Source organism: Acinetobacter sp. YH12254, from assembly GCF_013417415.1.
In the GTDB taxonomy this organism is placed as follows: domain Bacteria; phylum Pseudomonadota; class Gammaproteobacteria; order Pseudomonadales; family Moraxellaceae; genus Acinetobacter; species Acinetobacter pseudolwoffii.
Genome location: NZ_VPEB01000001.1, coordinates 1 through 26,581 on the forward strand (window position 1 = coordinate 1; position 26,581 = coordinate 26,581).

Annotated in this window: 29 protein-coding genes and 1 rRNA gene; 10 read left to right on the forward strand and 20 right to left on the reverse strand. The window is 44.4% G+C overall.

All coding sequences use genetic code 11. The features are described 5' to 3' along the window. Together rrf and FTV29_RS00010 are read left to right on the forward strand one after the other, a co-directional pair. Window positions 1-103: ribosomal RNA gene (gene rrf / locus FTV29_RS00005) — 5S ribosomal RNA — on the forward strand; the annotation flags it as partial. Between the two features lie 248 nt (window positions 104-351). Beyond that, entirely contained in the window at window positions 352-1,551 is a 1,200-nt protein-coding gene (locus tag FTV29_RS00010; RefSeq protein WP_180072350.1) for a PQQ-dependent sugar dehydrogenase, read from the forward strand. Window positions 1,552-2,215: 664 nt separating this feature from the next. Here FTV29_RS00010 and FTV29_RS00015 read toward each other — a convergent pair. From FTV29_RS00015 to ribF, 5 genes are all read right to left on the reverse strand, one after another. Continuing rightward, window positions 2,216-2,758, reverse strand: coding sequence for an NADPH-dependent FMN reductase (locus FTV29_RS00015; RefSeq protein WP_074383805.1), 543 nt, complete (start codon window positions 2,756-2,758; stop codon window positions 2,216-2,218). 136 nt (window positions 2,759-2,894) lie between these two features. Beyond that, the gene (locus tag FTV29_RS00020; RefSeq protein ID WP_074383806.1) at window positions 2,895-3,377 is read right to left on the reverse strand and encodes a peptidylprolyl isomerase; all 483 of its coding nucleotides are present in this window, start codon (window positions 3,375-3,377) and stop codon (window positions 2,895-2,897) included. Then, entirely contained in the window at window positions 3,370-3,909 is a 540-nt protein-coding gene (lspA, locus tag FTV29_RS00025) for a signal peptidase II (protein ID WP_005173413.1), read from the reverse strand. The genes FTV29_RS00020 and lspA overlap by 8 nt, the downstream gene beginning before the upstream one ends. Continuing rightward, a complete protein-coding gene (gene ileS, locus FTV29_RS00030; RefSeq protein WP_180072352.1) occupies window positions 3,902-6,748 on the reverse strand; it encodes an isoleucine--tRNA ligase in 2,847 nt (948 codons plus the stop codon). Before ileS ends, lspA begins: the two co-directional genes overlap by 8 nt. A 64-nt stretch (window positions 6,749-6,812) precedes the next feature. Beyond that, window positions 6,813-7,814 (reverse strand): bifunctional riboflavin kinase/FAD synthetase, encoded by a 1,002-nt coding sequence (gene ribF, locus FTV29_RS00035; protein WP_180072354.1) that lies wholly within the window; start codon window positions 7,812-7,814, stop codon window positions 6,813-6,815. Window positions 7,815-8,057: 243 nt separating this feature from the next. On the opposite strand from ribF, the gene FTV29_RS00040 reads away from it, so the two are divergent. After that, entirely contained in the window at window positions 8,058-8,621 is a 564-nt protein-coding gene (locus FTV29_RS00040) for a 5'-methylthioadenosine/S-adenosylhomocysteine nucleosidase (RefSeq protein ID WP_074383810.1), read from the forward strand. A gap of 66 nt (window positions 8,622-8,687) precedes the next feature. Here FTV29_RS00040 and FTV29_RS00045 read toward each other — a convergent pair whose 3' ends face one another. From FTV29_RS00045 to FTV29_RS00085, 9 genes are all read right to left on the reverse strand, one after another. Then, on the reverse strand, window positions 8,688-9,308 hold the full coding sequence (locus FTV29_RS00045; protein WP_005173402.1) for a TetR family transcriptional regulator C-terminal domain-containing protein: 621 nt from the start codon (window positions 9,306-9,308) through the stop codon (window positions 8,688-8,690). A gap of 325 nt (window positions 9,309-9,633) precedes the next feature. Continuing rightward, window positions 9,634-10,440 (reverse strand): ABC transporter ATP-binding protein, encoded by an 807-nt coding sequence (locus FTV29_RS00050; protein ID WP_100329557.1) that lies wholly within the window; start codon window positions 10,438-10,440, stop codon window positions 9,634-9,636. 21 nt (window positions 10,441-10,461) lie between these two features. After that, window positions 10,462-11,277 carry an aliphatic sulfonate ABC transporter permease SsuC gene (ssuC, locus tag FTV29_RS00055; protein WP_180074918.1) on the reverse strand — a complete coding sequence of 272 codons (816 nt, stop codon included), beginning with the start codon at window positions 11,275-11,277 and terminating at the stop codon, window positions 10,462-10,464. Then, a complete protein-coding gene (ssuD, locus tag FTV29_RS00060; protein ID WP_180074919.1) occupies window positions 11,277-12,452 on the reverse strand; it encodes an FMNH2-dependent alkanesulfonate monooxygenase in 1,176 nt (391 codons plus the stop codon). The genes ssuC and ssuD overlap by 1 nt, the downstream gene beginning before the upstream one ends. Window positions 12,453-12,488: 36 nt before the next feature. After that, a complete protein-coding gene (locus tag FTV29_RS00065) occupies window positions 12,489-13,484 on the reverse strand; it encodes an aliphatic sulfonate ABC transporter substrate-binding protein (RefSeq protein ID WP_004647162.1) in 996 nt (331 codons plus the stop codon). A gap of 24 nt (window positions 13,485-13,508) precedes the next feature. Next, on the reverse strand, window positions 13,509-14,465 hold the full coding sequence (locus tag FTV29_RS00070; RefSeq protein WP_180074920.1) for a sulfonate ABC transporter substrate-binding protein: 957 nt from the start codon (window positions 14,463-14,465) through the stop codon (window positions 13,509-13,511). A gap of 333 nt (window positions 14,466-14,798) precedes the next feature. Beyond that, on the reverse strand, window positions 14,799-16,142 hold the full coding sequence (argA, locus tag FTV29_RS00075) for an amino-acid N-acetyltransferase (protein ID WP_180001720.1): 1,344 nt from the start codon (window positions 16,140-16,142) through the stop codon (window positions 14,799-14,801). A 133-nt stretch (window positions 16,143-16,275) separates the two neighbouring features. After that, entirely contained in the window at window positions 16,276-16,662 is a 387-nt protein-coding gene (locus FTV29_RS00080) for an RcnB family protein (protein ID WP_005173379.1), read from the reverse strand. Between the two features lie 245 nt (window positions 16,663-16,907). Beyond that, on the reverse strand, window positions 16,908-17,297 hold the full coding sequence (locus tag FTV29_RS00085; protein WP_005173376.1) for an RcnB family protein: 390 nt from the start codon (window positions 17,295-17,297) through the stop codon (window positions 16,908-16,910). Between the two features lie 119 nt (window positions 17,298-17,416). Between FTV29_RS00085 and FTV29_RS00090 the strand changes: the two genes are divergently transcribed. Beyond that, the gene (locus FTV29_RS00090; RefSeq protein ID WP_225553372.1) at window positions 17,417-17,596 is read left to right on the forward strand and encodes a hypothetical protein; all 180 of its coding nucleotides are present in this window, start codon (window positions 17,417-17,419) and stop codon (window positions 17,594-17,596) included. Window positions 17,597-17,610: 14 nt separating this feature from the next. On the opposite strand, the gene FTV29_RS00095 is transcribed toward FTV29_RS00090, so the two are convergent. From FTV29_RS00095 to ubiG, 5 genes are all read right to left on the reverse strand, one after another. After that, window positions 17,611-17,766 carry a hypothetical protein gene (locus tag FTV29_RS00095; protein ID WP_005173373.1) on the reverse strand — a complete coding sequence of 52 codons (156 nt, stop codon included), beginning with the start codon at window positions 17,764-17,766 and terminating at the stop codon, window positions 17,611-17,613. A 181-nt stretch (window positions 17,767-17,947) separates the two neighbouring features. Continuing rightward, window positions 17,948-18,367 (reverse strand): hypothetical protein, encoded by a 420-nt coding sequence (locus FTV29_RS00100; protein ID WP_180074921.1) that lies wholly within the window; start codon window positions 18,365-18,367, stop codon window positions 17,948-17,950. A gap of 361 nt (window positions 18,368-18,728) precedes the next feature. Beyond that, window positions 18,729-19,475, reverse strand: a complete 747-nt coding sequence (locus FTV29_RS00105; RefSeq protein ID WP_180001721.1) for a YciK family oxidoreductase — start codon at window positions 19,473-19,475, stop codon at window positions 18,729-18,731. Window positions 19,476-19,514: 39 nt separating this feature from the next. Further along, window positions 19,515-20,204: an HAD family hydrolase gene (locus FTV29_RS00110; RefSeq protein WP_159516510.1), complete on the reverse strand. Its 690-nt coding sequence runs from the start codon at window positions 20,202-20,204 to the stop codon at window positions 19,515-19,517. After that, window positions 20,201-20,929: a bifunctional 2-polyprenyl-6-hydroxyphenol methylase/3-demethylubiquinol 3-O-methyltransferase UbiG gene (gene ubiG, locus FTV29_RS00115; RefSeq protein ID WP_180001722.1), complete on the reverse strand. Its 729-nt coding sequence runs from the start codon at window positions 20,927-20,929 to the stop codon at window positions 20,201-20,203. Before ubiG ends, FTV29_RS00110 begins: the two co-directional genes overlap by 4 nt. Before the next feature lie 227 nt (window positions 20,930-21,156). Here ubiG and FTV29_RS00120 point away from each other — a divergent pair, with 227 nt between their 5' ends. The 4 genes from FTV29_RS00120 to FTV29_RS00135 all read left to right on the forward strand — a co-directional run bounded on the left by FTV29_RS00120 (window position 21,157) and on the right by FTV29_RS00135 (window position 24,544). Beyond that, the gene (locus FTV29_RS00120) at window positions 21,157-21,771 is read left to right on the forward strand and encodes a thiol:disulfide interchange protein DsbA/DsbL (protein WP_005173368.1); all 615 of its coding nucleotides are present in this window, start codon (window positions 21,157-21,159) and stop codon (window positions 21,769-21,771) included. Between the two features lie 145 nt (window positions 21,772-21,916). Continuing rightward, a complete protein-coding gene (locus FTV29_RS00125) occupies window positions 21,917-22,558 on the forward strand; it encodes a hypothetical protein (protein ID WP_180074922.1) in 642 nt (213 codons plus the stop codon). Then, window positions 22,558-23,157 (forward strand): IS607 family transposase, encoded by a 600-nt coding sequence (locus tag FTV29_RS00130; RefSeq protein WP_004280831.1) that lies wholly within the window; start codon window positions 22,558-22,560, stop codon window positions 23,155-23,157. The genes FTV29_RS00125 and FTV29_RS00130 overlap by 1 nt, the downstream gene beginning before the upstream one ends. A 4-nt stretch (window positions 23,158-23,161) precedes the next feature. Then, the gene (locus FTV29_RS00135) at window positions 23,162-24,544 is read left to right on the forward strand and encodes an IS200/IS605 family element transposase accessory protein TnpB (RefSeq protein WP_039902357.1); all 1,383 of its coding nucleotides are present in this window, start codon (window positions 23,162-23,164) and stop codon (window positions 24,542-24,544) included. 7 nt (window positions 24,545-24,551) lie between these two features. Here the strand turns inward: FTV29_RS00135 and FTV29_RS00140 are convergent, their stop codons facing one another. Beyond that, the gene (locus tag FTV29_RS00140) at window positions 24,552-25,244 is read right to left on the reverse strand and encodes a TetR family transcriptional regulator (RefSeq protein ID WP_180001048.1); all 693 of its coding nucleotides are present in this window, start codon (window positions 25,242-25,244) and stop codon (window positions 24,552-24,554) included. 195 nt (window positions 25,245-25,439) lie between these two features. Between FTV29_RS00140 and rph the strand changes: the two genes are divergently transcribed. Next, on the forward strand, window positions 25,440-26,156 hold the full coding sequence (gene rph / locus FTV29_RS00145; protein WP_005173362.1) for a ribonuclease PH: 717 nt from the start codon (window positions 25,440-25,442) through the stop codon (window positions 26,154-26,156). A 178-nt stretch (window positions 26,157-26,334) separates the two neighbouring features. Then, window positions 26,335-26,532, forward strand: coding sequence for a hypothetical protein (locus FTV29_RS00150; protein WP_074383821.1), 198 nt, complete (start codon window positions 26,335-26,337; stop codon window positions 26,530-26,532). The last annotated feature ends 49 nt before the right edge of the window (window positions 26,533-26,581 follow it).

Here is a 26,581-nt window from a genome sequence, read left to right on the forward strand (position 1 = left end):
AGCAAGAGTGAACCACCTGATCCCTTCCCGAACTCAGAAGTGAAACCTCTTTGCGCTGATGGTAGTGTGGGGTTACCCATGTGAGAGTAAGTCATCGCCAGCTCATTATTCGAAACACCCCCTGCATGAGCAGGGGGTGTTTTTTTGTGTGTGGGATAATATTATAAGTAGATGAAATTGGGGCAGGTATTTAAATTCTAGATCCAAAAGTAAAATCAAAGTCATTTAAATACTATAAAACGAGTCTCTGCTGTTGCTCAAATATATCTGTTTACTTTTCTATGCTGAATTTCTGTGAAGACTTCTATATTGTAATATTAATTTAGAGAAGAAAGAAGCGTGGAGAAAATGATGGTAGCGCAATTTAAAATAAAAATTTTACTCAGTTTTTGTGCTTTGGCATTGACTGCTTGTCATGCCGATAACTCACCTTCTGGCAGTATTCAAGAGGCTTCCGCCTCTGGCAGTATTCAAGAGGCTTCCGCCTCATCTTCTAAATCTGAAGCTATAGCCTCAAATTTACAAAAATATAAGATCGCACAGGTGGCACAATTTAATGAGCCGTGGGCAATTGTATCACTCAAAGATGGCCGTTTACTGATTACCGAACGTAAAGGAAAATTACAACTTTTTGATCCACGTACCAAGCAGAAAGTCGAAGTTAAAGGTATTCCTCAAGTTGCCTATGGTGGCCAAGGAGGCTTGGGTGAAGTCGCTTTACATCCGGATTTTGCAAACAATCAGTGGGTCTATCTCAGCTATGCTGAACAAGGTCAGGGTGGCTATGGCGCAGTGGTGATCCGTGGCAAACTGGATTTAAACCAGACTGCCCCTCAATTGACTCAAATTGAACGGATCTGGACTCAAGTCCCTAAATTTTCAGGGCAGGGACATTATGCACACCGGATTGTATTTGGACCGTATGGTAAGCTCTGGATCGGTTCAGGGGAACGGCAGCAATTTACTCCAGCACAGGATATGCAGTCCAATGCCGGTAAAATTATTCGTTTAAATGATGACGGTTCAATTCCTGCTGATAATCCTTTTATGAATCAGGGTAAAATTGCCCAGCAGATCTGGAGTCTTGGACACCGCAATCCTTTAGGCATGGCTTTTGATCCACAGGGGCAGTTCTGGGTGATTGAAATGGGCCCGAAGGGTGGGGATGAGCTGAATAAGATCATCAAAGCTAAAAATTATGGCTATCCAGTGGTGTCAAATGGTGATCATTATGATGGCAAGCCCATTCCCGACCATGCTACCCGCCCGGAATTTGAAGCGCCAGCACTGGATTGGACGCCGGTCATTTCTCCTTCAGATCTGTTGTTTTATACAGGAAATGTATTTCCACAATGGAAAAATAAAGCGATCACGACTGGTTTGTCTTCCAAGGCGCTTGTGATTGTGGATACGACACAGAATCCGGTCAAAGAAGTCCAGCGTGTGGATATGAAGGAGCGGATTCGTGGCGCGATTCAGGCCAGTGATGGTACGCTTTGGATAATTCAGGATGGCCCACAAGCCAAGTTATTAAAAATGACCGCACCTTAATCCTTTGTTTGAAAAGCTGCATTTGAACATGAAATATCGAGCGAGGCAGAATGCTCATGATCTGCTGACGATCTGAATAAATTTTTTTTAAGATGATCCTGATATGAAAGAACAAGGCCTCGACATCCTGTGAAGGCCTTTTCATATTCTGGCAAAGGTATAATGTCTGTTATACCGATCAGCATCCTGCTTGGTGAATATTTTTATTTTTCTGATAAGACTGCCTGTCTTGGTATGACTCGAATATAGCCCGAAGTAGTGTAGCCCAATAGGGCATTTAACTGCATCGATTGTAGGTCAAAGCTGACAGGTGAATTTCAAAAATAGCAGTGAAAGAATGACTATTTAACCAAAGCAGCAGTCCATCGTTTTTATTAAATCAATCATTAAACCCAACCTGAATATTTTAGTTTGAGCAGGATCTAAGCTTTAAAACAAAAAAGCCTCAACATCCTGTTGAGGCTTTTCTGGATTTGCTTCTCAGATCTGACTCCTGTCTAATCTGTCAACGTCCTGTTGATTTGCGCTTGTTATTGTTGTCGTATCGCTTTGCAGACGTCCTGTCTGTCTATGTAGTGACTATAGTCCTAACTAAGCGTAGTACATAGCCGCTAAATGCAGCGGTCGCTGTAGGCGAAAACCTACGATGCTGTCGGCTAAAGTCTCAAGCACTGACATATTGAATCAGTCTATCCACCACAGTTTTTAAATTTTTATTATCAAATTCATTACCCTGGAAAGAATAATCTTGGTTACGTGCAAAAATGTCCCGAATTTCAATCACGGCATTGGTATCTACTAATCCAAGTTGAGTCCCCACTTGACGAATCTGGTCAATCGAACGTGAACCGTTGGTTGCACCATAGCCAATATAAGCTGCCGGTTTGCCTTGCCATTCTTTGCCCAAATAATCCAGGGCATTTTTCAGGGCAGGGCTGTAGCCATGATTATATTCAGGGGTAATAAAAATAAAGGCATCGCCCAGCGCAATCTTGTCTGCCCAGTCTTGCTGTTTGGGCTGATCATAAATCCCGGTTAATGGCGGATGAGCACCGCTAAAAAGTGGCAGATCCCACTCTTTTAAATCAACAATTTCAATTTCGAGTGTACTAAAAGCATAGCTTTTAATTTCCTGCAGAACCCAGTGGGCCACTTTAAGCGCGGTACGCCCCTCACGTATACTGCCCACCACAATATAAATTTTCATGTTTTATCCTTTGTTCAGGTCTTATCATCAAATTAAATTAATCAGATTTCAGAGAGGTGACTAGACATGATTTGTATCCGGAATATAAAAAAGCTCCCGAAGGAGCTTTTTTAAAATCAGGCAATTAGCGGATGCTTTACATCAGTTTAATGCCTTGCTGACCGGCAGGGGTGACTTTAAAGATTTCTACTTCAAAAGTAATATTCTTGCCTGCCAATGGATGGTTAAAGTCCACTTCGGTAATGTCATCATTGACTGAACGAACCACACCATACAAGGTCGCTTTGGCTTTATCTTCAAACTCGATCATGTGGCCTTCGATCGGACGTTCTCCGAACTTTACCGTGTCAAATTTCTGGATATTTTCCGGATTCCACGGACCAAAAGCATCTTCAGGAGGCAGGCTCACGGTACGGCGGTCACCGGCACGCAGGCCAAACAGGGCTTTTTCAAAGCCCGGTAATAAATTACCATCGCCAATCGTGAGGCTGACCGGGGCTTCACGGCTACGGGTATTGTCAATTTCTACGCCATTTTCGATCGCGACAGAAAAATGCAGCTCGACCTTAGAGCCGTCTGCAACCCGGGTTTCTTCATTAGGATGAATAAAATCAGTCATGTTGTGCTTGCGCCCGTTGAATTCGATATTTTTCTAAGAAAAAGGTATCAATTAGCATCAGAATAGTGCCAAGCGTGATGGCACTGTCTGCGATATTGAAAGCAGGGAAGTGGCTGTTCTGGTAATACACATGAATAAAATCGACCACATAGCCGAGACTGACCCGGTCGATTAAATTACCGATTGCACCACCCAAAATCAGGGCAATTGCTAGCGGTAAAACCTTCATGTTTTTTGGCATACGCATTAGCCAAAAAACAAAGATCACAGACACAATCCCTGCCAGTGAAGTAAAGAAATAACGTTGCCAACCACCCGCATCGGACAGAAAACTAAAGGCAGCGCCATAGTTATGCAATAGTGTCCAATTTAAAAAGGGCAGCACAGGGATAGGATCTGCATAGTTCAGATTCGTCACTGCAATCCATTTGGTCCATTGATCCAGAATGATCGCCACAATGGCCAGCCCAATCCACCATAAATTATGTGGATAGAACTGGAATAAGCCCTTTTTAGTCTGGGTATTAGGCATATTTTCTCTCTTCGCCTTGGCCTGTAGGAAGGTTAATAATACAACGGCCACAGAGTCCTGGATGTGAGCTATGTGTATTTACATCCGGAAGCACGTGCCAGCAGCGTACACATTTTTCGCCATCAGCCGCTGAAACTTTCACATTTAAGCCTTCAAGATCAGATGCTTCACCTTGTGCTGCATCAAACTCATTGACGATCACTTGTGATGTGATCAGTACGAAACGAAGCTCATCACTTAACTTATCTAGCACTGCTTTTAATTCAGCATTTGCCCAAAGTTCAACTTTGGCAGACAAGTTAGAACCGACAGTTTTTGCTGTACGTGCAGTTTCAATGAATTTGTTTACTGCAGATTTCACGGCAATGAGCGTTTGCCATTCAGCTTCAGATACTACATTTGCAGTTGAAGCCACAGGAATATCATACCATTCAGCCGTGAATACGTATTTCTCTGATTGCTCAGGAATTAACGGCCAAGCTTCTTGTGCAGTGAAGCTCAGGATTGGTGACATCCAACGCACGAATGCTTGTACCAAGTGATACAACGCAGTTTGTGCAGAATGACGTGCTTGCGAATCCGCTTTCGTGGTGTATTGACGGTCTTTGATGATGTCTAAGTAGAAACCACCCAAGTCATTGATACAGAAATTAGTCAGAGCAGTCGTTACGATATGGAAGTTCATATCTTCGTATGCTTTCTTAATGGTTTCTTGCACTTCAGATGCACGTTGCAGAATGTATTGATCCAGCGCGATCAATTGATCTACAGGAAGCGCATCTGTTGATGGTTTGAAGCCATTCAGGTTAGCAAGCAAGAAACGAAGCGTGTTACGGATACGACGATAACCATCGGATGCACGGCTGAAGATTTCTTTACCCGCGGTCATTTCATAACGGTAATCCGCAGAGGCGATCCAGAAACGCAAGCCGTCTGCCCCCATATCTTTAATGATGTCTTGCGGTGTGATTACATTACCAATCGACTTCGACATCTTACGGCCTTTCTCATCCACCACGAAACCGTGTGTGAGCAAGCCTTTATATGGCGCACGTTCATTGATTGCAATCGAGGTCAATAATGAAGATTGGAACCAGCCACGGTGTTGGTCTGAACCTTCCAGATATAAATCAGCAGGATCAGTCAATTCTTCACGTTCACGCAGTACCGCATAGTGTGTTGTACCTGAGTCGAACCACACGTCTAAGGTGTCACGAACTGCATTATATTGCTCAGCATCGGCACCGATAAACTCAGATGCATCACGGTTGTACCAGCCATCAATGCCTTCCTGCTCAATCAGTTTAGCAACTTCTTCAATCAGTTCAGGGGTACGTGGATGCAGTTCATTGGTGTCTTTGTGCACGAAGAATGGGATTGGCACACCCCAGGTACGTTGACGCGAGATACACCAGTCCGGACGGCCTTCAATCATCGCCTGAATACGGTTTTTACCCCAATCCGGCACGAAGCTAATGTCATTTTCAATCGCGTTCAAAGCGCCTTGACGTAAGCCTTTGGCATCCATGCTGATGAACCATTGTGGTGTGGCACGGAAGATAATCGGGGTTTTATGACGCCAGCAATGTGGGTAGCTATGCTTGATTGGCTTATGTGCCCACAGCTTATTGGCTTCACCCAGCGCCGCAATAATTTGTGGATTGGCTTTATAAATGTGCTCACCCGCAAACAGTGGCGAAGTCGGTAAATATACCCCATTTCCGCCGACTGGATTGTCAACCTTCAAGTTGTACAATAAGCCCACTTTATAGTCGTCCACACCATGACCCGGAGCCGTATGTACTGCACCGGTACCACTGGTGGCAATCACGTGCTCGCCCAAAATGACCGGTACCTGACGATCGCTAATTAAAGGATGTTGCAGAACAAGGTGTTCAAGTTTGCTACCGCTAAAGCCTGCAATTACTTCGAATGAAGTAAAACCATAACGCTCAGTTGCAGATTCCACCAGATCTTTGGCCAGGATAAAGTTTTGTGCTGCTTTTTCGTCACCACGTGCTTTAACCAGTTGATACTCAATTTCGGCATGTACGGCAACGGCCTGGTTGGCAGGTAGTGTCCAAGGCGTGGTGGTCCAGATGACGATGTCTGTTGAATCACTAACAGTTACACCCAAACGTGCAGATAAATCCGCTAAATCAACCACCGTAAAACCGACATCAATGGCATCTGATTTTTTATCTTCATATTCAACTTCAGCTTCAGCCAAAGATGAACCACAGTCCAGACACCAGTTCACCGGTTTCAGACCCGGCTCGATATGACCGGCTTTGGCAATCGCACCCAATGAACGTACGATGTCCGCTTCCTGTTTGAAGTTCATGGTCAGGTAAGGGTTGTTCCAATCACCGAATACACCCATACGCACGAAGTCTTTCTTTTGCAGTTCAACTTGGGTGTAGGCATATTCACGGCAGGCTTTACGGAAGGTAGAGGCATCTACCTTGACGCCGACTTTACCGACTTTTTCTTCAACTTTGAGTTCGATTGGCAGACCATGACAGTCCCAGCCCGGTACATAAGGTGCATCAAAACCATCCATCACGCGGCTTTTGATGATGATGTCTTTTAATACTTTATTGACTGCATGACCCAAATGGATTTGACCATTTGCATAGGGAGGGCCGTCATGAAGTACATATTTTTTCTTGCCAATACGCGACGCACGAATCTGCTGATAAATGTTGTCGGCATACCACTCTTCTAACCATTTCGCTTCACGTACTGCCAAATTTGCTTTCATCGCAAATTCAGTACCTGGGAGGTTTAGCGTGGCTTTATAGTCCACTGCATTTTCAGGAGTTTGCTTATCGCTCATGCAAGTCGTCTTCCAATCTAATCAGTTATGTTACTGACACGTTTTACAATAAAAATATGGGATATTAAAAGGGAAATGTAGGATGATTTCGACGAAACTCCAGCAGTTTCTCGACATCATCATCAATTCCGGCTTTTAGCGCTTCAAGCGAAGGATAGTCCTTTTCGCCATGTAAATAGTTTAAGAACGTCACCCGCATTAACAGGCCATACAGATTAGCAGAAACATCTGGAAAATGTACTTCTAATCGCCATTCTGGATGGGCTTGTTTGATGGCTGGGCGTGTTCCCACATGACCCGCACCAAACAGGGCAGTGGGGTCATAACCCGCAATGCCTGTTTTAGTAGCATGATCATGTTTTACTTTATCCCTGAGGGATTCAGTTTCACAGATGACTTCAACCCCATAAATGCCATTCAGACAGGGCTTATGCCGGTTTAGTCGTACATTAATGGTTGGGAAATCAATGGTTCGGCCAATCTGATCGCCGTATTGCACCCGTCCGGTAATACTATAAGGCCGGCCGAGTAATTTGGCAGCAAGGGCTAAATCGCCTGCTTGTAAAGTTTGACGAATCCGGGTTGAACTGACCCGTTCACCCTCTAAAGCAATGGTGCTTAAATTGGTGACTTGGAAACCATAATTGCGCAGGAATTCGCTATTGCCCTGACGGTTTTTACCGAAGTGAAAGTCATCACCGAGTACCAGATGCTGTGCATTGAGTTTGTCTTTTAAAATATCGGCAAAGGCTTCTGCAGTCAGGCTGCGAAATGTATGATCGAATTTCGCCACCGCAATATAGTCCACACCGAGTTCAGTCAGATATTCGACTTTTTCACGTAAGGATGAAATCCGCGGTGGGGCTTCATAACCCTTAAAATATTCAAGCGGTTGCGGCTCAAACATCATTACAACAGATTTTAAGCCCTGTGCTTCAGCCACCTGTTGCAGCTGACGGATCATCGCCTGATGACCTAAATGCACGCCGTCAAAATTGCCGATCGTCACGGCCGTTTTGGGTAGTTCAGAATGAGATGCTAAAGCATTTAGACGGAGCAGCTGCATGGGCAAATCAAGTGCTTGGAAATATCGAGAGGCTATATATTGCCATAATCTCGCCGTTTCGTCTTGTTGTTGTGTTTTTATGCAATATTTTTCTTGAAAATTCATTTTCCTGAATATCAAATCAGATTGTTTTTCGACGCTTTAAATGGATCCGATCAGCGCATTCCTGCTTTTCATTCAGCGAATTTTGCTTTCTAATGTCAGCGCTTTTCTTTGTATTTTTCTTTGTATCAGGTATTTCAAATGTCCAATCTGGCACTCATCATGGCGCTACCCAATGAATCAAAAGGCTTGTTTGAAGCTCAAGGCATAAATGTGCATTACAGCGGGATTGGTAAAGTGAACGCAGCCTTTAAAGCCTTCGAGGTGATTCAAAAAACGGGCTGCACAACCTTGCTGAATTTGGGTACAGCTGGCAGCTCGCATTTTAATGCTCATGACCTGATTGAAGTCAGTCAGTTTGTACAGCGTGATATGGATGTTTCACCACTCGGTTTTGAAGTCGGCGTAACACCCATGGATCAGGATTATCCTGCCGCGATTGAACTGGAGGCTTTCTTTGAACATTTACCCAAAGGAATTTGCGGGACAGGCGACAGTTTTGAAACCGGTAGTGCGAAAGTGCCATGTCATCTGGTCGATATGGAAGGTTATGCCCTGGCAAAAGTGTGTAAGAAGCTCGGTGTTCGCCTGATTTCAGTCAAGTATATTACGGATGGGGCCAATGAGACTGCGCATCTGGACTGGGAGGAAAACCTGTTACTGGGTGCGAAAAAGTTATTAGATTTATATCGAATGGTAAAATAAGAGAGAAGGGTAAGTTTGCTCGGCGACCATAGCAGCTATGGTCGTATGCCAATCAGAAGCGCTTGCTTATTTATCCGTACGTGGAATCACGCCGTATAACATCATATTGACCGTATGCTGGATAATGCGTTGCTGCATACTGCGGTTACGCAAGGTTTTCCCTGTCACCATTTCCATCTGGGTCGAAAAATCTGCATAGTTCTGGGTAAGGGCCCAAATATTCAGAATCAGCAATTCAGGATCGATATCTGCTGAAATCTTGCCCTGTTCCTGCCAGTTAGAAATGACTTTGGCTTTACGCTTCACCAGTTTCTTTAGCGGGCCTTTTAAAATTTCCAGTATATGCGGTGCGCCTTGGATCACCTCTAAAGCAAACAAACGAGATGCTTTAGGCTGGGTACGCGATACTTCAATTTTTTGCATTAAATAGTTGGTAATCGCTTCTTCAGGCTCAAGTTCGGCCTCAAGGGTTTGTAAAGGTGCCAGCCATTTTTGTAGAACGGTGGTCAATACCTCTACATAGAGGGCTTCTTTATTTTCATAATAATAGAAAATATTCGACTTATGCATTTCTGCAATCTGTGCAATTTCATCTAGACTTGCCCCATTAAAACCGTACAGGGAAAATACATCTAGTGCAGCATTCAGCAGCTGGTTGCGTTTTTGAGTACTCTTTTTTTGTTCCATTAGCAAATATAAAAAACAATGAAAAAATGGGAATCCTCAATTGTACGGCAAATCATCAGATTTGTGCACACAGTCCATGGCTAATTTTTTGAATAATGATGATTTATTCTCTAGATCAATATTTAAAATGGCTTAAATGCATCAAGCCAGAGCAAAAAATGCAAGTTTATGAAAATACTTAAATTATTGAAATATTTTTATTTTGAAATAGAGTCAAAAAATGAATGCTTTTATGACCCAGATTAGCCTGCAGTTTTAAATTCAGCTCAGGACTTGGCTTGAAGATGAAACCCAAAACTCCCCTATTCTGGGCTTCATCGGATATTTAGGTGGCCAAAACTGCCTGTAAGACTTGCTGTTCCAGTTCTGCAAATTTCAGACTTTTTTGCCGTGGACGTGGCAAGCCAACCCGAAACTCTTTGGCAATATGACCCTTATCCAGCAGGATAATCCGGTCTGCCAGTTGCACTGCCTCACTGACATCATGAGTCACCAGAATCGCGGTAAAGCCTTGCTCGGTCCATAAGCGTTCGATCAGGTTTTGCATCTCCAGACGTGTCAGGGCATCCAGGGCGCCGAGTGGTTCATCCAGCAGCAGAATACGGGGCTGATGCGATAATGCACGTGCTAGGGCCGTCCGTTGACGTTGACCGCCAGACAACTGTGATGGCCACAGCCCGGCTTTTTCTTTTAAGCCCACTTTTTCCAGCATGTGTGAAGCTTTGGCATGTTGCTCTTTGCCGAGGCCTAATTGTACATTCTGTTCGATGCTACGCCATGGCAGCAGGCGCGGGTCTTGAAACATCACCCGAATATCATCTGCAGTAATTCCTTCACGGATATGCCGTGCGGATTTAAACTTGATTTCGCCATAACTCTGTTTTTCCAGATCAGCAATCAGGCGCAAAAGGGTACTTTTACCACAACCACTACGACCGACAATCGCTAGAAATTCGCCCGGTTGAATATGCAGATCCAGATCTTCCAGAACTTTGACTGAACCATAAAATTTGTGCAATTGTTCAATAATGATTTCGGCACCAAGGGCTGCATTCGGATTGATATCTTTCGCAGGTTGCTCGGGTGGTGCAATCGGGTCATTGACATGACGCCCTAAACTCAGATCAGTCATCACATGCTCCTCATTTATTCTTTATTTTTGATAGCCGGCATGCCAGCGCAACAGGAATCGCTCTAAGGCCACGGCCAGAACATCGGCCAGTTTGCCAAGCAGGGCATACAGTAAAATACCCACCAAGACCACGTCAGTTTGCAAAAATTCACGTGCATTCATGGTCATATAACCAATACCAGACTGAGCAGAAATAGTTTCGGCAACGATTAACAGTACCCAGACCAGACCTAGAGAAAAACGCAGTCCGACCATAATTGACGGCATCGCACCCGGCAGAATAATTTCTTTATACAGTTGCCAGCGAGTTAAGCCGTAGCTTTTGCCCATCTCGATCAATTGCGGATCGACGGAACGAATCCCATGATAGGTATTGATATAAATCGGGAAAAATACCCCAATCGCTACCAGAAACAATTTGGCAGATTCATCAATCCCGAACCATAAAATCACGAGGGGAATAAGTGCCAGTGCAGGAATATTGCGGATCATCTGCAAGGTGGTATCGAGCAGGGTAGAGGCAGTTCTGGATGAGCCATTTAACAGGCCCAGTAATAGGCCCAAACCACCACCCACCAGTAAGCCACTGATGGCACGCCCCGCACTGACTTGCACATTCGTCCATAGCTCACCGCTGAGCAATAAATTCCAGAAGGCTAAAACCACTGCACTCGGTGCAGGCAGAATCCGGCTTTCCAGCAGGCCTGTACTAGAGGCAATCTGCCAAATCGCAATCAAAAAAATTGGAACCAGCCAGGGCAGCAGATGCTGCCCCAGAATTGTTCCACGTGAAACCTGCTTTTGGGCCAGGGTTTCAACGGAAACGACTTTTGACATTAAGCAGACTCCTTAATTTTCTCAGCCTGCTTGTTCTCGTCCGGTGTATAGTTGTTCGCCACGATTTCACCAAATGGACCGGTCAAGTTTGGTTGAGTGAGTTTTTGCTGGGTTTCCAGTGGAAGTAAAGGGAATACCAGTTCGGCAAAACGGATTGATTCTTCCAGATGTGGATAGCCTGAGAAAATAAAGGTGCTAATTCCCAGAGCTGCATATTCCTGGATACGTGCAGCGACAGTTTCCGGATCGCCGACCAGTGCCGTACCTGCACCACCACGAACCAGACCTACGCCTGCCCATAGGTTCGGAGAAACTTCGAGTTTACTGCGATCGCCATTGTGCAGTTCTGCCATACGGCGCTGACCGACCGAGTCCATGGATTTGAATTTGGCTTGGGCTGCAGCGATAGTGGCATCATCCACATACTGAATCAGTTCTTCAGCCGCCGCCCAGGCCTGCTCATTGGTTTCGCGTACGATCACGTGTAAACGGATCCCGTAATTCAATTCACGACCTTTAGCTGCGGCCTTGGCTTTTACCACTGCAATTTTTTCTTTGACTGCGGCCGGTGGCTCGCCCCAGGTCAGGTAAGTGTCGACCTGATCCGTAGCCAGTTCAATGGCATCATCTGATGAACCGCCAAACCATAAAGGCGGATGTGGTTGCTGGATTGGTGGATACAGCAATTTTGCCTCGTCGACACTTAAGCGTTCGCCATGGAAGCTAAAGCTTTCACCGGTATGTGAGCGTTTTAAAATTTCACGCCAGATGGTGGTGTATTCGGTCGCCGTTTTATAACGGGTTGTGTGATCTTCATAGACGCCATCACCTTTTAGCTCCTGCTCGTCACCGCCAGTCACCAGATTCAGCAGTACTCGGCCATTAGACAAGCGGTCAAAGGTCGCGGCCATACGTGCAGCCAGTGCCGGCGTGGTCACGCCTGGACGCAATGCCACCAGGAATTTTAATTTTTTGGTCGCATCAATCAGGCTGGCTGCAGTTAACCATGGATCTTCACAAGAACGGCCAGTCGGAATCAGGACACCTTCATAACCTAAGTTATCTACCGCAACGGCAATCTGCTTCATGTAGGCATGATCTACAACACGTGCGCCCTTGCTGGTGCCTAAGTAACGACTGTCGCCATGAGTGGGGATAAACCAGAAAATTTTCATGTAATATTCCTTAAATTAAATGATCTTGTTTGCTCATCAATGTGTGGCCGCTGGCGACCAGATCTGTTGCTGGACGCTGATGGTTTTGGGAATCAGTTGAACCTGCTGGAAGAGATCGGCAATATTCTGTTGAGCTTTGATCACTTCCGTCGTTAATGGTTGTACCGGCGAAGGTTTAAGACGACGCTCAAATGCAATCTTCGCTACATCCGGTTTCAGACCGGTACTTTTCTGATAAATATCTAGAGCTACAGCCTGGTTTTTAAGAATCCACTGGTCAGATGCATTTAAAGCCTGGATAAACTTCCCGGGGCTATCCGGATGCTTCTGAATAAATTCGGGATTGCCGATATAAAAGGAGTAGGTTTGTGGAAAGTCACTAGATTCAATCAGCACCTTAACCTTGCTGTCGAACTCGGCTGCACCCAGGAAGGGATCCCAGATTGCCCAGGCATCAATGGCTTTTTTGTCAAAAGCAGCACGTGCATCCGCAGGGGGAAGCCAGACGGCTTGAATCTCTGACCAGCTTAATCCGGCTTTTTCCAGGGTTTTGGCCAGAAGTTCATGGGCACTTGAACCTTTCTGCACCGCGATCCGTTTTCCTTTCAATTGTTGAATATTTTGAATGGCACTGTCTTTCGGCACGACCACGGCCAAAGAATTTCCCGCCACTTTTTCAAAGGCCACGTAGCTCAGGGCTTTGTCTGCCGCCTGTGCAAAAATAGGCGGAGTATTTCCCACATAGCCATAATCCACTGCACCGACTGCTAAGGCTTCCAGCATTTGTGGGCCTGCCGGAAACTCTTTCCATTCAATTTTGGCATTGGGAAATTGTTGTTCTAACAGCTTTTCATCACGTGCCACCAGCAGATTTAAGGCTGATTTCTGAAAGCCAATCGCAATGGTTTTAACTTGTTGCGCTGACGTGGTTTCTGCGGCAGCCGTTTGCTGTGGTTCCTGTTTCTGGCAGCCAGTCAGACTAAAGCTCAATAGCGCTAAGCTGATATAAGAAACTGTTTTTATATGACTCATCTTTATTCTCGAATTATTCTGCTGTTATTTAATAATTGCTGCATCAATATTCAGCTTTTGTGGAATCAGCTGCTGCGCATAAAACGTATCGGCGACCTGTTGCTGTTTTTGAATCACGTCAGTCGTGAGGGGTTTAACACCGAAGCCCATGCGTGAAATAGAGGTTTTTAAGACATCGACGGCTAGACCTGTCGGTTTTTGCAGGAGCTGAGCGGCAGCGTCCTGATTTTTTGCGACCCAGTCCGTGGTCAGGTTTAGTTCATTGACAACCGCCTGTACCACCTGAGGATGGCTTTCTGCGAACTTGCGATCTGCCAGATAGAATTGGTGGTTGCTCACCACATTTTCACCGCTGGCAATGACACGTGCACCAATCTGATGTTCAGCAGCTGCAAAGAAAGGATCCCAGATCACCCAGGCATCGACTGCACCACGTTCAAACGCAGCACGTGCATCGGAAGGTGGTAAATAAATTACTTCAATATCACCGAGTGTCAGCTTGTTGGCTTCCAGAACTTTTAATAGCAGGTAATGCACGTTTGAACCTTTGTTCAGGGCCACCCGTTTACCTTTCAGATCCTGAATGGACTGGATTGTTGAATCTTTCGGTACAATTAAGGCTTCGGCCTTAGGTGCTTGCGGCTGATTGGCCACATAGACCAGATTTGAGTTGGCCGCCTGAGCAAAAATTGGCGGTGCTTCACCGGCTTCACCAAAAGAGACGCTGCCGACATTCAGGCCTTCAAGCAATTGCGGGCCAGCCGGAAATTCTACCCATTTCACATTGACCCCTTGCTGTTTTAAGCTGGTTTCCAGCGTACCGCGTTCTTTTAAAATCGGTAATACGCCGTATTTTTGGAAACCGATATTCAGGGTAATGGTCTCTTCTTTTTTCGAGCAGCCTGAAAGCATCATGACACCCGCCATCGCAGTACCGAGTACCACAGTCTTTGTTAAAAACTGAACATGAGATTGGCGCATGAATCAAAACTCCCGAAAATGACAAACTATTGAATGAAAACTTAGGGACACGCTAATCGTTTTTGTTTTTCTAAAAAAATAACTATTCAGGAATTTCTAATGAAGAAAAAAGATAAATAAAAAAGCGCAAAACTTATGCGAAAAAGTGATTTATATAAAAATGAATATTTACTATTTAAGTTAATTAAGATTTTGAAATATATAATTATATTTTTAAGTTAAATATGTTGATATGTTTATCTGAAAAGCAGCAATACAATCTTAACAACTAAATCAAAATTACAAGATATCTTTATCTGAAATTAAGCTAAGGCACCAAAAGAAAAAGTCACTTTAAAGTGACTTTTTGCAAACAATGGAATTGCGTTGATAATTATAAAAAGCCTGACGGGCATCCGGCAGATCATCGACTGAAGCCGGTTCAAAGCCCTGTTCCAGAAACCAGTGCGCGGTACGCGTGGTTAAAATAAACAGCTGCTGAATCTGCATGCTTTTGGCTTTTTCTTCAAGATAATGCAAGATCTGGCTACCGCGATTGGACTGGCGATAACTTGGATGCACTGCGACACAGGCAATTTCTGCAGAACGTAATTCATCGCCCGTGGTCGGAATCGGGTAAAGGGCTGCACAGGCCAGAATCATGCCATCCCGTTCAATCACGGCAAACTGGTTAATTTCATTTTCCAGACGCTCACGGGAACGATAGACCAGAATCCCTTCTTCTTCTAATGGACGCAGCAAGCCGATCAGGCCACCGACATCCTGAATATCTGCCATTCGCACTTCTTCATAATGCGCGTCAGTGACCAAGGTGCCAGAACCATCACGGGTAAACAGCTCTTCAAGTAGCGCACCATCATAGGCATAGGAAATCAGGTGCACCCGATGTACGCCGTTCATGGAGGCCTCTTGTGCTGCCTTAAGTTGCAAGCCTCTTTCAAGCCCATCTTGTTCTGCCGGAATATAGTCATCCAGCTGTTGCGGGGTGACTTCGCGTTTGAGCTGGCCGTTACTGTCCATTAAACCATGCTGCTTGCCCAGAAAAATCAGCTTATCTGCCTTCAGTCGAATCGCAGTTTTGGTCGCAACTTCTTCAGCCAATAGATTAAAAACTTCGCCGGTGGTGGAATAACCAGTCGGGCCAAGCACCACAATATTATGGCTGTCCAGATGTCGCTGAATCGCATCGGTATCGACCGCGCGGACTTCACCAGTGAGCTGAAAGTCTATGCCATCACGAATGCCATAAGGTTTGGCCGTCACAAAATTTCCTGAAACCGTATCAATACGGGCACCATACATCGGTGAGTTGGCCAGTCCCATAGACAGCAGGGCTTCAATTTGCAGACGAATCGAACCGACCGCATTCATCACACAGCTTAAGGATTCACGTGTGGTTACCCGGCGCTGCTGATGAAAGGGCGTACTGATCTGGCTCTGCGCCAGATTCTGGTTAATTTGCGGACGCGCACCATGTACCAGAATCAGCCGAATGCCCAAAGAGTGCAATAAGGCGATATCGTGAATGATATGTTGAAAATTGTCATTTAAGACCGCTTCACCATCAAACATGATTACAAAGGTTTTGTTGCGGTGCGCATTGATATAAGGCGCAGAATGGCGAAACCAGTGCACATATTGCAATGTTGTGCTGTGTGAGGTTTCTGCTGAAGTCATGCCTGTGCCTATTTCAATGATTGAAGATCCAGCTTTGATTCTAATGAAAAAAAACGCAAGTGGAAGTGCAGAAATAAAAAAACACCTGAAGGGTACTTCAGGTGTCTGCAAGACGAGCAGCAATGGAGAAAAATTAATTGATGATTCGTACAATTCTATTGCTACGTTCATTGACCAGAACGTAGTCATTGTTGACTTTGTACCATTGCTGGAAACGGCCGGTATTCGGTAAACGGCGAGCTTCGCGATCACTGACTTCAAAACGCTTGTTATCGTATTGACGCGGTAAGCTTTGTCCTACGCGCCAGTCACGGCTTGGATTAACCATACGGTTGTTATGGCGGCGGTCATCATTCCAGCGACGGTCGTCATTCCATTTTTTACTGTCTTTGGCATTCCAGTGCGGTGCCGGTTTATGCGGATTATGGTTATAACGCGGATCATGCTGTGGTGCTGCCATTGCAGAAGTAGCCAACAAAGCACTTAGGGATAACGCAATTGTAGTTAGGACTTTTTTCATGGCTCTCACCTAAAATGTAGATCTGATTTCGATGAGATTAAATTAGCGAATAAGTACATAGAAAGCGTGAGGGCTATTTAGTTAAATTGTTAAATTCATGAAGAAATTTAGAAGATAAATCACTTGAACCAAAAGTGTGAAAATCAGCAGGAGTTTTAATTCAAAAAATTTCAATTGCTGAAAATAAAAAAGACCCAAACATGGTTGAGTCGATAAGAGGATCGGAGCTTGAACAGGATGGTGAATTAATCCCCCACAATCCGGATAATGCTGTTATTTTCAGAATTGACCAGAATATAGTCATTGTTAATTTTATACCACTGCTGTTTGCGATCTGGTCGAGGCAGGTTATGCTCTTTATATTCGACTTTATAGCCATTGCCACGATAATGTTGCGGCATGACATAGCCAGGCTGCCATCTGAGCTGTTGCAGGCGTTTGACTCCGCGTTCTTCACGCATACGGCGTTTATCATGTTGCCCTTGATCATTTTCACGGAATTCACGGCCTTTCTTGCCATGCCCATGACGGCTATCCATTTGTGATTCAGCATTGAAATGAGGGGAGGCTATTGCAACATGACTCAGCATGAATGTACTGCAGGAGATCGCTAATGCCACCAAAACCTTTTTCATGTTGAACCCTCATTAAATCGTTCATGTTCTACTGTGTCTAATATACGGAAAGATTACAGAGAAACTGTGAAGAACAGGCACCAGTTTTATAACAAATGCAGAGATATTATGATTATGTCATGATTTTACATGAGCTTAGGCTGCGCATTTGTCCGATGACCCGACAGGCTGAGCCTAGTTCTTATCTCATCAAAGTGGGGGCAAACATGCAAGCTAAAATCGATGATTTAGCTCAAAAAAACAGCATTGAAGTCACACCGAAACGATTTATGATCGGCTTAAAACACAGAAAATTCTAAAAACTTTCTGGATATTAATTCCATTGCTCGGTCAAACCTTGCAAGGACTGAATCGCTGCAGCCACCGATTCAGCTTGAACTGCATCATCGAGTGCCACAATGAGAGCCTCGGATAACTGCAAATGTTCGATGCGGCGAATGGTGTCAATTTTACGTTTTTGGTCAGCCATGCTGTGTTCCTGATTTAAGCTATATGGGATCAGAAAAGCATAGCTCAGAACAATTTATTTGAAAAACCGAATAATTTTATAAATTTGATATAAAAAATCGATTGATTGTCAGGCTGATAAAACACAGGCTAAAAAAAGGCACTTTTAGGAAGTGCCCTCATAGATATAAATTGCGTGGCTTTTAATATGCGTAATTCAGATCGGTATAATCGTTAAGTGATTTCTGTACATGTGCCTGAATAAAGCTACGGACATCTTCGGCAGTCATGGCTTTCCTCTGATTGCTGATCACATGCTCGATTTCGGGTTGGCCTTCAATTTTAATGCGATAAACAAAATGCTTGGCCAGACGATAGCGATCGTCTAATTTTTCAATTCCGGTCACATAATAATACGCATGTTCAAAATTCAGATCACTATGTGAAAAAACAAACTGATCGAATAATTTCAGTTTCTGACCATTTTCGAGTGCCTTGATGTCATCCACAATACTGGCTTCAAACTTGGTGTCATATTTTTCTGAAATCGGCTGTTGATCGATCAACAGTGAAACCATGCCATCTTCCAGGTTGCTTACGGTCATGTTGTTTAATTCAGTCATGGTGCACTCGAGTGAAATTTGTTGGAGCTTAGTATGCTGTAATTTGAGGGGAACTCAAGGCTGGCTGTATCAGGCTGCGGAAGATTTATTCACTGTGCGAAGCTCAAACGGAAATGAAAAGGCAGCGATTACTGCACTGCTGTCTCATCATCTTTTCTTCAGATATTTAAATGGCTTATGTCGACGAAATCCTACTTTTGACAGACCCAAAGTAGGCAAAAGTCTTTTGTGCGCCATACCCAACATCCTTGTCAGGATGGCTAAGGTGTGACATTCCTGTCACACTCGCGTATCCAAAATCCACTCAATACAATTGTGGGACAGCAACAGCAGGCGCTTGCTGATATTAAATCAAGATGTTTTAATCTTGTGCATCGATACTCTGACCATTCATATGCAGACTGTCATCACCCATCAGATACAGATAGGCCGGCATAATGGAATCGGGTGTAGGCAGGGTCTTTGGATCTTCATTGGGATAGGCCTTGGCGCGCATGGCAGTACGTGTTGCCCCGGGATTGATGCAGTTATAGCGGATATTCGGATGCACCTGCTCTTTGGCAAATAACTGGTTCACCGCTTCAATGGCAATTTTAGACACCGAATAAGCGCCCCAGCGTTCGCGGGCTTCGCGGCCTACACCTGAACTGGCAAACACCACCGAAGCATGCTCGGATTTTTCTAATAAGGGCAACAGCGCCTGGGTCATGATAAAAGGTGCCCGCAGATTGACCGCCATGACATCATCCCAGACATTCACCGGATAATCCGCCAGCGGAACCCGTTCACCTAAAATCCCGGCATTATGCAGAATTCCGTCCAGACGGCCAAACTGACGATCCAGGGTATCCAGCAAAAGTTCATAATCACGTTCCGAGGCGCTCGAAAGCTGTAGCGGCAAGATGGCAGGTTGCGGCGCACCTAAACTTTCAATTTCATCATAGATGACTTCGAGTTTGTTTAAGGTACGTCCATGCAGCACCACAGTTGCACCATGCAGGGCATAACTGATTGCTGCTGCACGTCCAATGCCATCGCCCGCACCTGTGATCAGGATAATACGATCTTTGAGCAGATCGGGGCGAGGTTGATATGCTGAATATTTCATTATCTACCTCCTCATTTCTTATTGTTCAGTTTTAAGCTTTTAAGATACCGCAGTCGGCTGTTTGAGTAGCAAGGTCTGAATCAGCTGATGTAATTCTGCAACAGTATCCACTATATAGTCGGCTTGCCAGGCTGTTAAGTCATCTTTGTATTGCAGTGGTAAATAACCATAAGCTGCCAGAACGGTTGGCATCTTGGCATGACGCCCCGCATCAATATCGCGCGGATGATCGCCGATATAAATACAGTCTTCAGCCGCAAGATTCAGTTGCTTGGCAGCCAGATACATCGGTTCAGGATCAGGCTTGGTTCGGGTGACATCTTCCGGACAGACCAGCACGGCACAGCGTTCACTCAAATTCAGTGCTTTCAGTAAAGCCTCACTGAGCCAGCGTGGTTTATTGGTGACGATACCCCAGGGAATATCCTGTGCTTCCAGTTGTTCCAGTAAAGGATACATGCCGTCAAACAGATCGGTATCGACTGCAATATCTGCGCCGTACCTGTCCAGAAAGCGCTGACGATGTTGCAGAAATACCGGATCTTCCAGCTGCATTTCCGGATAGACCAGTTTCACCATGGCGCGTGCGCCTTCGGAGACCTGAGTCCGGATCAGTTCGGGTTCGACCAGCGCGCGGCCTTCTTCACGGCACATCTGCTGGATAATCCGGATAAAATCGGCCGCGGTATCAATCAGGGTGCCATCGAGGTCAAATAAAACGGCTTTCATGTGCTGGTCTCGTTCTGGCTTTCTTTGACTGTATAGACCATATAGTTGACATCGGCATTTGGTGCCAGCCAGTAGCGTTTGGTGAGCGGATTGTAGTGCAGACCGGTCATGTCTTTGAGTTTTAAGCCGGCATTGCGAATATCGTGCGCCAGCTCGGACGGCTTGATAAATTTGCTGTAATCATGGGTGCCTTTGGCCAGCATCCGCAGCACATATTCTGCACCAATAATGGCAAATAAATACGATTTCGGATTACGGTTAATGGTCGAGAAGAACACATGGCCACCTGGCTTGACCAGCTTGTGACAGGCCTGAATAATCGAGGCCGGATCTGGCACATGTTCCAGCATTTCCATGCAGGTCACAATGTCGTATTGGCCAGCCTGCTCCTCTGCCAGTTGCTCGACCGGCACCTGACGGTATTCGATATTGCTGACACCTTCCTGTTCGGCATGAATCTGCGCCACATTCAGCGGGGCAGCACCCATATCGATGCCGAGTACATCGGCACCGCGGCGCGCCATACTTTCGGCCAGAATGCCGCCACCACAGCCGACATCCAGGATTTTCTTGCCGCTCAGGCCACCGGCATGTTCATCAATCCAGTTTAAACGTAGTGGATTAATCATGTGCAAGGGGCGGAACTCAGAATGCTGATCCCACCATATAGCTGCAAATGCTTCAAACTTGGCAATTTCTTGTGGATCAACATTCAATTGCGACATCGGTGTCACCTCAATCAGTCGTGATTATCTAAAAATACATAGGGGCCGAATGGCCAGAGTGACTGACTTAAAACCTTGAAAATCAGTCCTCTGCTTTAGTGTAGCGTTTCTGGCAGAAAAAGCGATAAAAGCAGCAAAAAAGTTCACAGAATGAAAACGAAATCGGCATAATTGATTTATAGTGAACCCATACACTAAGCATAATGATTTAGAGGACGATAATCCCAATGAAAAAATTCCTTTTAGGCGCTGTTGCCGCATCTGTTTTGGCCTTTTCCGGCAGTGCTATGGCCAATTTTGTGGCAGGTCAGGACTATCAGGTGGTCGCACAACCAGTCAAAGTCGAAAAACCGGGCAAAATTGAAGTACGTGAATTCTTCTGGTATGGCTGTGGTCACTGTTTCATGCTGGAACCACATATGCAGGGCTGGTTGAAAAAATTACCTAAAGATGTTCGTTTTGTACGTACACCTGCTGCGATGAATCCACTCTGGGAACAGGCGGCACGTGCTTATTATGTGTCTGAAGCCTTGGGTGTACGCCAAAAAGCCCATTTGCAGTTATTCCATGATATTCATGACAAGCAGCGCCCAATTTTAGAACAGGCACAACTGGCCAAGTTCTATACCCGTTATGGTATTTCTGAAGCAAAATTTAACACGACTTATAAATCATTCCCGATTTCGTCAAAAATTGCCCAGGCCAAAAATCTGGCTGCTCAATATCAGTTAAGCGGCGTACCGGCGGTGACTGTCAATGGTAAATATATTGTGCAGGGCAATGATGCCAAAGTAATTCAGGTGGTGAATTACCTGATTGAAAAAGAGCGTAAAGCCAAATAAGAAATAACCGAGTATCCGTAAAAAACCTGCATCAATAATGCAGGTTTTTTTATTCAGATGGGGGAGTGATTGATAGTAAATAATTATATTGACAAATATAGTCAAACATATACAATTTAGGTATTAAATTTTAAAAAAACTTGCAATGAAATACTTGACTGAAAGCTTAAAGAAAGTAGAGCAAGACCTTGCTTATTTTGTATCCCCTGAAAATAAAGATGGGTTTATTAAGGAATTTGCATCATGGGTCTATGGTGAGTGGTCAAAGAATGATTTCTATGAAACCGATATTGTAGATTTAGGCTATGATTGTTCTTCGTACCCTGAAAAAACGAATCAATCATTCTCCGATAAATGCCCCACCTATGCTGATTTTATTAATGCAAATACAGGCTTTTCTGAATGTACTCACGTTTCAGGACAAGGTATGCGCTGTCAAGAATATGAGGAAAAATTATTAGAGATTTTTGGTGATGCTTGCGCTAAAAAACTAGATGATTTAGTAGAGCTATATCAACTAGAAGTGCCTGAAAAATACAAAAAATTTGCAGAAAATATTAGTGAACTAATTTTCCTTGAAGTTGTTGATCATCATGAGGATTCAGAACTTTATGAGGTTTGTGACGATATTTTATTAAAATATAATCAGCTAGGAGTCGCATCATCCCCTTATACATGCCCTATCTGTGGATGGGATGAAGACAATGATCTAGCCATATATTGTGATGAATCCATATTTAAAGACTATACACTTGAGGATTTCAAGAAGTTAGCGGAGATTGATTAATGTATTCTCCTGCTAAATTCGGTGAAATGATTGGGAAGTCGGTTAAAACTCTACAAAGATGGGATGCCGAAGGTATTTTGGTTGCATGTCGAAATCCTAAAAATCGCAGATACTACACGCACGATCAATACCTTGAATATATCGGTATAAAAGCAACGGAAGCTAAATCGTCAGTAATTGTTTATTCAAGGGTATCTAGTGTTGCTCAAAAGCCCGATTTAGCTAATCAGGTGTCAGCTTTAGAAACTTTTTGTACTGTAAATGGCTATGCTGTTGATGATTGGGTGTCAGAGATTGGAAGTGGTTTGAATTATAAAAGAAAGAAATTCAATCAGCTTTTTCTTGATATTGAAATGGGTAAAGTTTCAATGCTTGTCATCGCTCACAAAGACCGTTTGGTGCGTTTTGGTTTTGAGTGGTTTGAATCTTTTGCTGAAAGACATGGTTGTAAAATTATTATTATGAATCAAGAATCTCTTTCCCCAACGGAAGAAGTAACTCAAGACCTGTTAGCGATTATTCATTGTTTTTCTTCTCGACTTTATGGATTAAGAAAATACAAAGAAAAAGTTAAAGAATTAGTGAATAGTAAGGAATAACTTTTTGAAACTAACACGCATCCATCACTGTAAAAACTTGAATGTGCAAAAGTACAAGCAACTTGAAAAACAAGCTGTTTTACTTGGTCGTGTTCGTAGCGAAGTGTGGGCTAAATATGGTGCTGTTGCAGGTTTAAATATCAGCGACAGAACCATTCGTGATGCGTGGATGAAAGAAAGTCGTGACTTTGGTGTTTCTGCAAATGCGTGGAAAGAAACGCTACGTGATTGCGTAGGTGATATTAAAGCCTATCGAGAAGCATCAAAAGACAAAGTAAAGCAGGCGATCCGAAAACGCACCTCCTGTAATAATGAACAAAAAAGACTATACACCTTGCTTAAAAAAGATGAATGGATGACTGATAATTTCCTCCATCGTCAAATGCGTAATCACTTTAAGCATGGTGTTAATCACACACATAATCAAATTATTGTTCGTGCGGATATGTGTAAAACCTTTGAGCTAAACGGTCAATGTTGGCTTAAAGTGCCAAGTCTAGTCCCTCGACAAACCATTAAAATTCCACTAAACACCACTGTTGATTTTGCGCCACAAGGCACACTTAGAATCATTCTAAAAAACGGTAATGTTGAAGTTCACTCAACTTATGATGCAGTTGAAACACAAGATTGTGGTCAGGAAACCGTAGGTGTTGATAAAGGTTATTCAGAAGCCTTTGTGGATTCTGATGGTGAAGTATATGGCAATGGTTTAGGTAAATTGATCTCAAGTGAATCAGACTACCTAAATCAAAAGTACAAACGTAGAAATAAGCTCAGAGCGATTTCTAAAGCCAAACCGCACAAGAAACAGAAAATTGAGTTAAATAATCTAGGTCGCAAGAAGCTAGATAAAAGGCAAGATGCTCAGAAAGCAAAGCTCAAGACATTGATATTTACAGCAACTCACAAGTTGGTTGATAAAGCCAAAGTGATTGTTGCGGAGGATTTAACCGCACCAATCCAAAGTAAGCGTAGCTATGGTAAAAATACCAATAGACGTTTAAACACATGGGTTAAAGGCTTATTAGCCGATGCCCTAACAGGTATATCTCACCGTAGAGGTTCTACGGTGCATCTAGTCAATTCTGCATACACTTCGCAAAGTGATTCTTTCTTACGTGGGCTTTTAATAGGCACACGCAAGGGAGATCGCTTTCATCGTTTTAATGGGGAAGTTGTGCAAGCTGATTGGAATGCTGCGAGAAACGTGCTTGCAAGATTAAACGACAATGAGATAAGTCGTTATACGCCTTACAAAACTGTAAAGCGTATATTGCAAGAACGGACTGATCGCTATAAGTCGGAACTGACCGACTCAGGCTCTAGTTACACGTTTGGCAACAAGACATTAACAGAGTGCGAATTAGTCCTTGACTATGTTTGACTACATTTTAAGGAACAGTACTTGTTTCTGTACTGATTGAGGGATCTGCTGTTTTTGTCGGAATTCGATGCCAGTGCAAAATCCCTCGCAATAAAAGCTGCATCTGTAGCACGCTTTGGGTTTTAAAGACATTGGATTGGGTGCGGCGTAGCTCTGGATCAGCCTGATGTTGCAGATGAATCCAGCCCATGGCCCAGTTCAGCGACAGATCAATCAGCATCTGTGCCAGTGCCTGCAAATCTTGCGAAGACTGGATATGTTGGGCGGCTTGCATTTTTTCCAGTTCATGCATGACATCTTCAGTCAAAAAACGAATTTCCCGTTCTATTCCTGCACGTAACATTGCCGAGCCCCCCCAGCGTTCTGCAACAAAAAAAATCCAGGGTTCAGGGTGATATTCGACTGCCTGAAAAAATAGCTCAATTCCGGTTTTAGTCCGGGTGTTGGGCTGATACAGATAGGCCTGTCCCAGTTGATTCAGCACTCCCTTGAGATGAATCGCGACCTGATCCAGCAGCTCTAGTCCCAACTGCTCCATATCCTGAAAATGCCGATAAAATGCCGTGGGCACCAGTCCAACGGCATGCGCGACTTCACGCAGACTGATGGTGCTAAAAGCGCGACCCTGACTGCTCAAGGCCAGTGTGGCATCCAGTAGCGCCTGATGGCTTTGCTGCTTGCGATCTTCACGTAAGGACATAAATGGGTTTCCTCAAGGGGAGATTTAGTCTAGCAAAAATTAAGGCAAATCGTAGCGCCACAGGTCGGCAGAATTTCGATATTTAACCGCACTCTGATGCATCGATTTTGTAAATCAATCATCCGGCTGACCAATCTTGGCAAAGGCTTCTGTTATACTGAGCCGCAATTATTTTTAGCCTATACAGGACTTATCATGCGTATCGACCAACGAGCATTAGATCAATTACGTGAAGTGAAAATTACCCGTAACTATACACGTTATGCGGAAGGCTCGGTATTGGTTGAGTTTGGTCATACCAAAGTACTGTGCACTGCCAGTGTAGAGAGTTCTGTTCCACGTTTCCTGAAAGGCCAGGGCCAGGGCTGGGTGACGGCTGAATATGGCATGTTGCCACGTTCAACCCATACCCGTAGCGACCGCGAAGCGGCACGTGGCAAACAGAGTGGCCGTACCCAGGAAATCCAGCGTCTGATCGGTCGTAGCTTGCGCTCAATGGTTGACCTGAAAAAGCTGGGTGAAAATACCATTACCATTGACTGTGATGTGATTCAGGCTGATGGCGGTACCCGTACTGCAGCGATTACCGGTGCTGCGGTGGCGCTGGTCGATGCCATGAATGTTTTGCTGGAAAGAAAGAAAATCAAACATGATCCATTAAAAGGTCTGGTAGCTGCGGTTTCTGTTGGTATTTTCAAAGATGAAGTATTACTGGATCTTTGCTATGAAGAAGATTCGAACTGTCAAACCGATTTGAACGTGGTGATGACACAGGCCGGTGAATTTATTGAAATTCAGGGCACTGCGGAAGACAAACCATTTACCCGTGCCCAATCGGATGCCATGCTGGAAATGGCCGAGAAAGGCATTCAGGAGCTGGTGAAAAAGCAGCAACAAGCTTTGGGCTGGTAATTCATTACTGCCAAATATAAAACGCATCTCCGGATGCGTTTTTTTATGCCGGAAATTTCAGAATATAGCCCATTGAAAATGCAGCACAAAACTTCCTGACAAAATTCCGACATGAATCGGCTAGATCCAGATCTATTTTGCCCCGATATTCAAACGATATCACAATGAGGAATGCGAGATGAAACAGTGGATTTGTGCAATGTCTTTGCTGGGCATGTTTGGACTAAGCGCCTGTGACTGGGGCAATCAGCGGAAGGATGACGAGCGTTCAGTGTTAAATCAGGATCGTGAGGAGGATAACGGAAGATATAACGACCGTGATGGTGACGATGATGACCGCGATCGTCGAGGTAATCGGGACGACGATGATGATTAAGGTCTAAAATAGAAAATTGAGCAAAATATATGCAAAAAAATTTCTAAAA

Coding starts and splice junctions, on each gene's coding strand:
- FTV29_RS00010 (WP_180072350.1), top strand. CDS start 352: ATGGTAGCGCAATTTAAAATAAAAATTTTACTCAGTTTTTGTGCTTTG.
- FTV29_RS00015 (WP_074383805.1), bottom strand. CDS start 2,758: ATGAAAATTTATATTGTGGTGGGCAGTATACGTGAGGGGCGTACCGCG.
- FTV29_RS00020 (WP_074383806.1), bottom strand. CDS start 3,377: ATGACTGATTTTATTCATCCTAATGAAGAAACCCGGGTTGCAGACGGC.
- lspA (WP_005173413.1), bottom strand. CDS start 3,909: ATGCCTAATACCCAGACTAAAAAGGGCTTATTCCAGTTCTATCCACAT.
- ileS (WP_180072352.1), bottom strand. CDS start 6,748: ATGAGCGATAAGCAAACTCCTGAAAATGCAGTGGACTATAAAGCCACG.
- ribF (WP_180072354.1), bottom strand. CDS start 7,814: ATGCAGCTGCTCCGTCTAAATGCTTTAGCATCTCATTCTGAACTACCC.
- FTV29_RS00040 (WP_074383810.1), top strand. CDS start 8,058: ATGTCCAATCTGGCACTCATCATGGCGCTACCCAATGAATCAAAAGGC.
- FTV29_RS00045 (WP_005173402.1), bottom strand. CDS start 9,308: ATGGAACAAAAAAAGAGTACTCAAAAACGCAACCAGCTGCTGAATGCT.
- FTV29_RS00050 (WP_100329557.1), bottom strand. CDS start 10,440: ATGACTGATCTGAGTTTAGGGCGTCATGTCAATGACCCGATTGCACCA.
- ssuC (WP_180074918.1), bottom strand. CDS start 11,277: ATGTCAAAAGTCGTTTCCGTTGAAACCCTGGCCCAAAAGCAGGTTTCA.
- ssuD (WP_180074919.1), bottom strand. CDS start 12,452: ATGAAAATTTTCTGGTTTATCCCCACTCATGGCGACAGTCGTTACTTA.
- FTV29_RS00065 (WP_004647162.1), bottom strand. CDS start 13,484: ATGAGTCATATAAAAACAGTTTCTTATATCAGCTTAGCGCTATTGAGC.
- FTV29_RS00070 (WP_180074920.1), bottom strand. CDS start 14,465: ATGCGCCAATCTCATGTTCAGTTTTTAACAAAGACTGTGGTACTCGGT.
- argA (WP_180001720.1), bottom strand. CDS start 16,142: ATGACTTCAGCAGAAACCTCACACAGCACAACATTGCAATATGTGCAC.
- FTV29_RS00080 (WP_005173379.1), bottom strand. CDS start 16,662: ATGAAAAAAGTCCTAACTACAATTGCGTTATCCCTAAGTGCTTTGTTG.
- FTV29_RS00085 (WP_005173376.1), bottom strand. CDS start 17,297: ATGAAAAAGGTTTTGGTGGCATTAGCGATCTCCTGCAGTACATTCATG.
- FTV29_RS00090 (WP_225553372.1), top strand. CDS start 17,417: ATGATTTTACATGAGCTTAGGCTGCGCATTTGTCCGATGACCCGACAG.
- FTV29_RS00095 (WP_005173373.1), bottom strand. CDS start 17,766: ATGGCTGACCAAAAACGTAAAATTGACACCATTCGCCGCATCGAACAT.
- FTV29_RS00100 (WP_180074921.1), bottom strand. CDS start 18,367: ATGACTGAATTAAACAACATGACCGTAAGCAACCTGGAAGATGGCATG.
- FTV29_RS00105 (WP_180001721.1), bottom strand. CDS start 19,475: ATGAAATATTCAGCATATCAACCTCGCCCCGATCTGCTCAAAGATCGT.
- FTV29_RS00110 (WP_159516510.1), bottom strand. CDS start 20,204: ATGAAAGCCGTTTTATTTGACCTCGATGGCACCCTGATTGATACCGCG.
- ubiG (WP_180001722.1), bottom strand. CDS start 20,929: ATGTCGCAATTGAATGTTGATCCACAAGAAATTGCCAAGTTTGAAGCA.
- FTV29_RS00120 (WP_005173368.1), top strand. CDS start 21,157: ATGAAAAAATTCCTTTTAGGCGCTGTTGCCGCATCTGTTTTGGCCTTT.
- FTV29_RS00125 (WP_180074922.1), top strand. CDS start 21,917: ATGAAATACTTGACTGAAAGCTTAAAGAAAGTAGAGCAAGACCTTGCT.
- FTV29_RS00130 (WP_004280831.1), top strand. CDS start 22,558: ATGTATTCTCCTGCTAAATTCGGTGAAATGATTGGGAAGTCGGTTAAA.
- FTV29_RS00140 (WP_180001048.1), bottom strand. CDS start 25,244: ATGTCCTTACGTGAAGATCGCAAGCAGCAAAGCCATCAGGCGCTACTG.
- rph (WP_005173362.1), top strand. CDS start 25,440: ATGCGTATCGACCAACGAGCATTAGATCAATTACGTGAAGTGAAAATT.
- FTV29_RS00150 (WP_074383821.1), top strand. CDS start 26,335: ATGAAACAGTGGATTTGTGCAATGTCTTTGCTGGGCATGTTTGGACTA.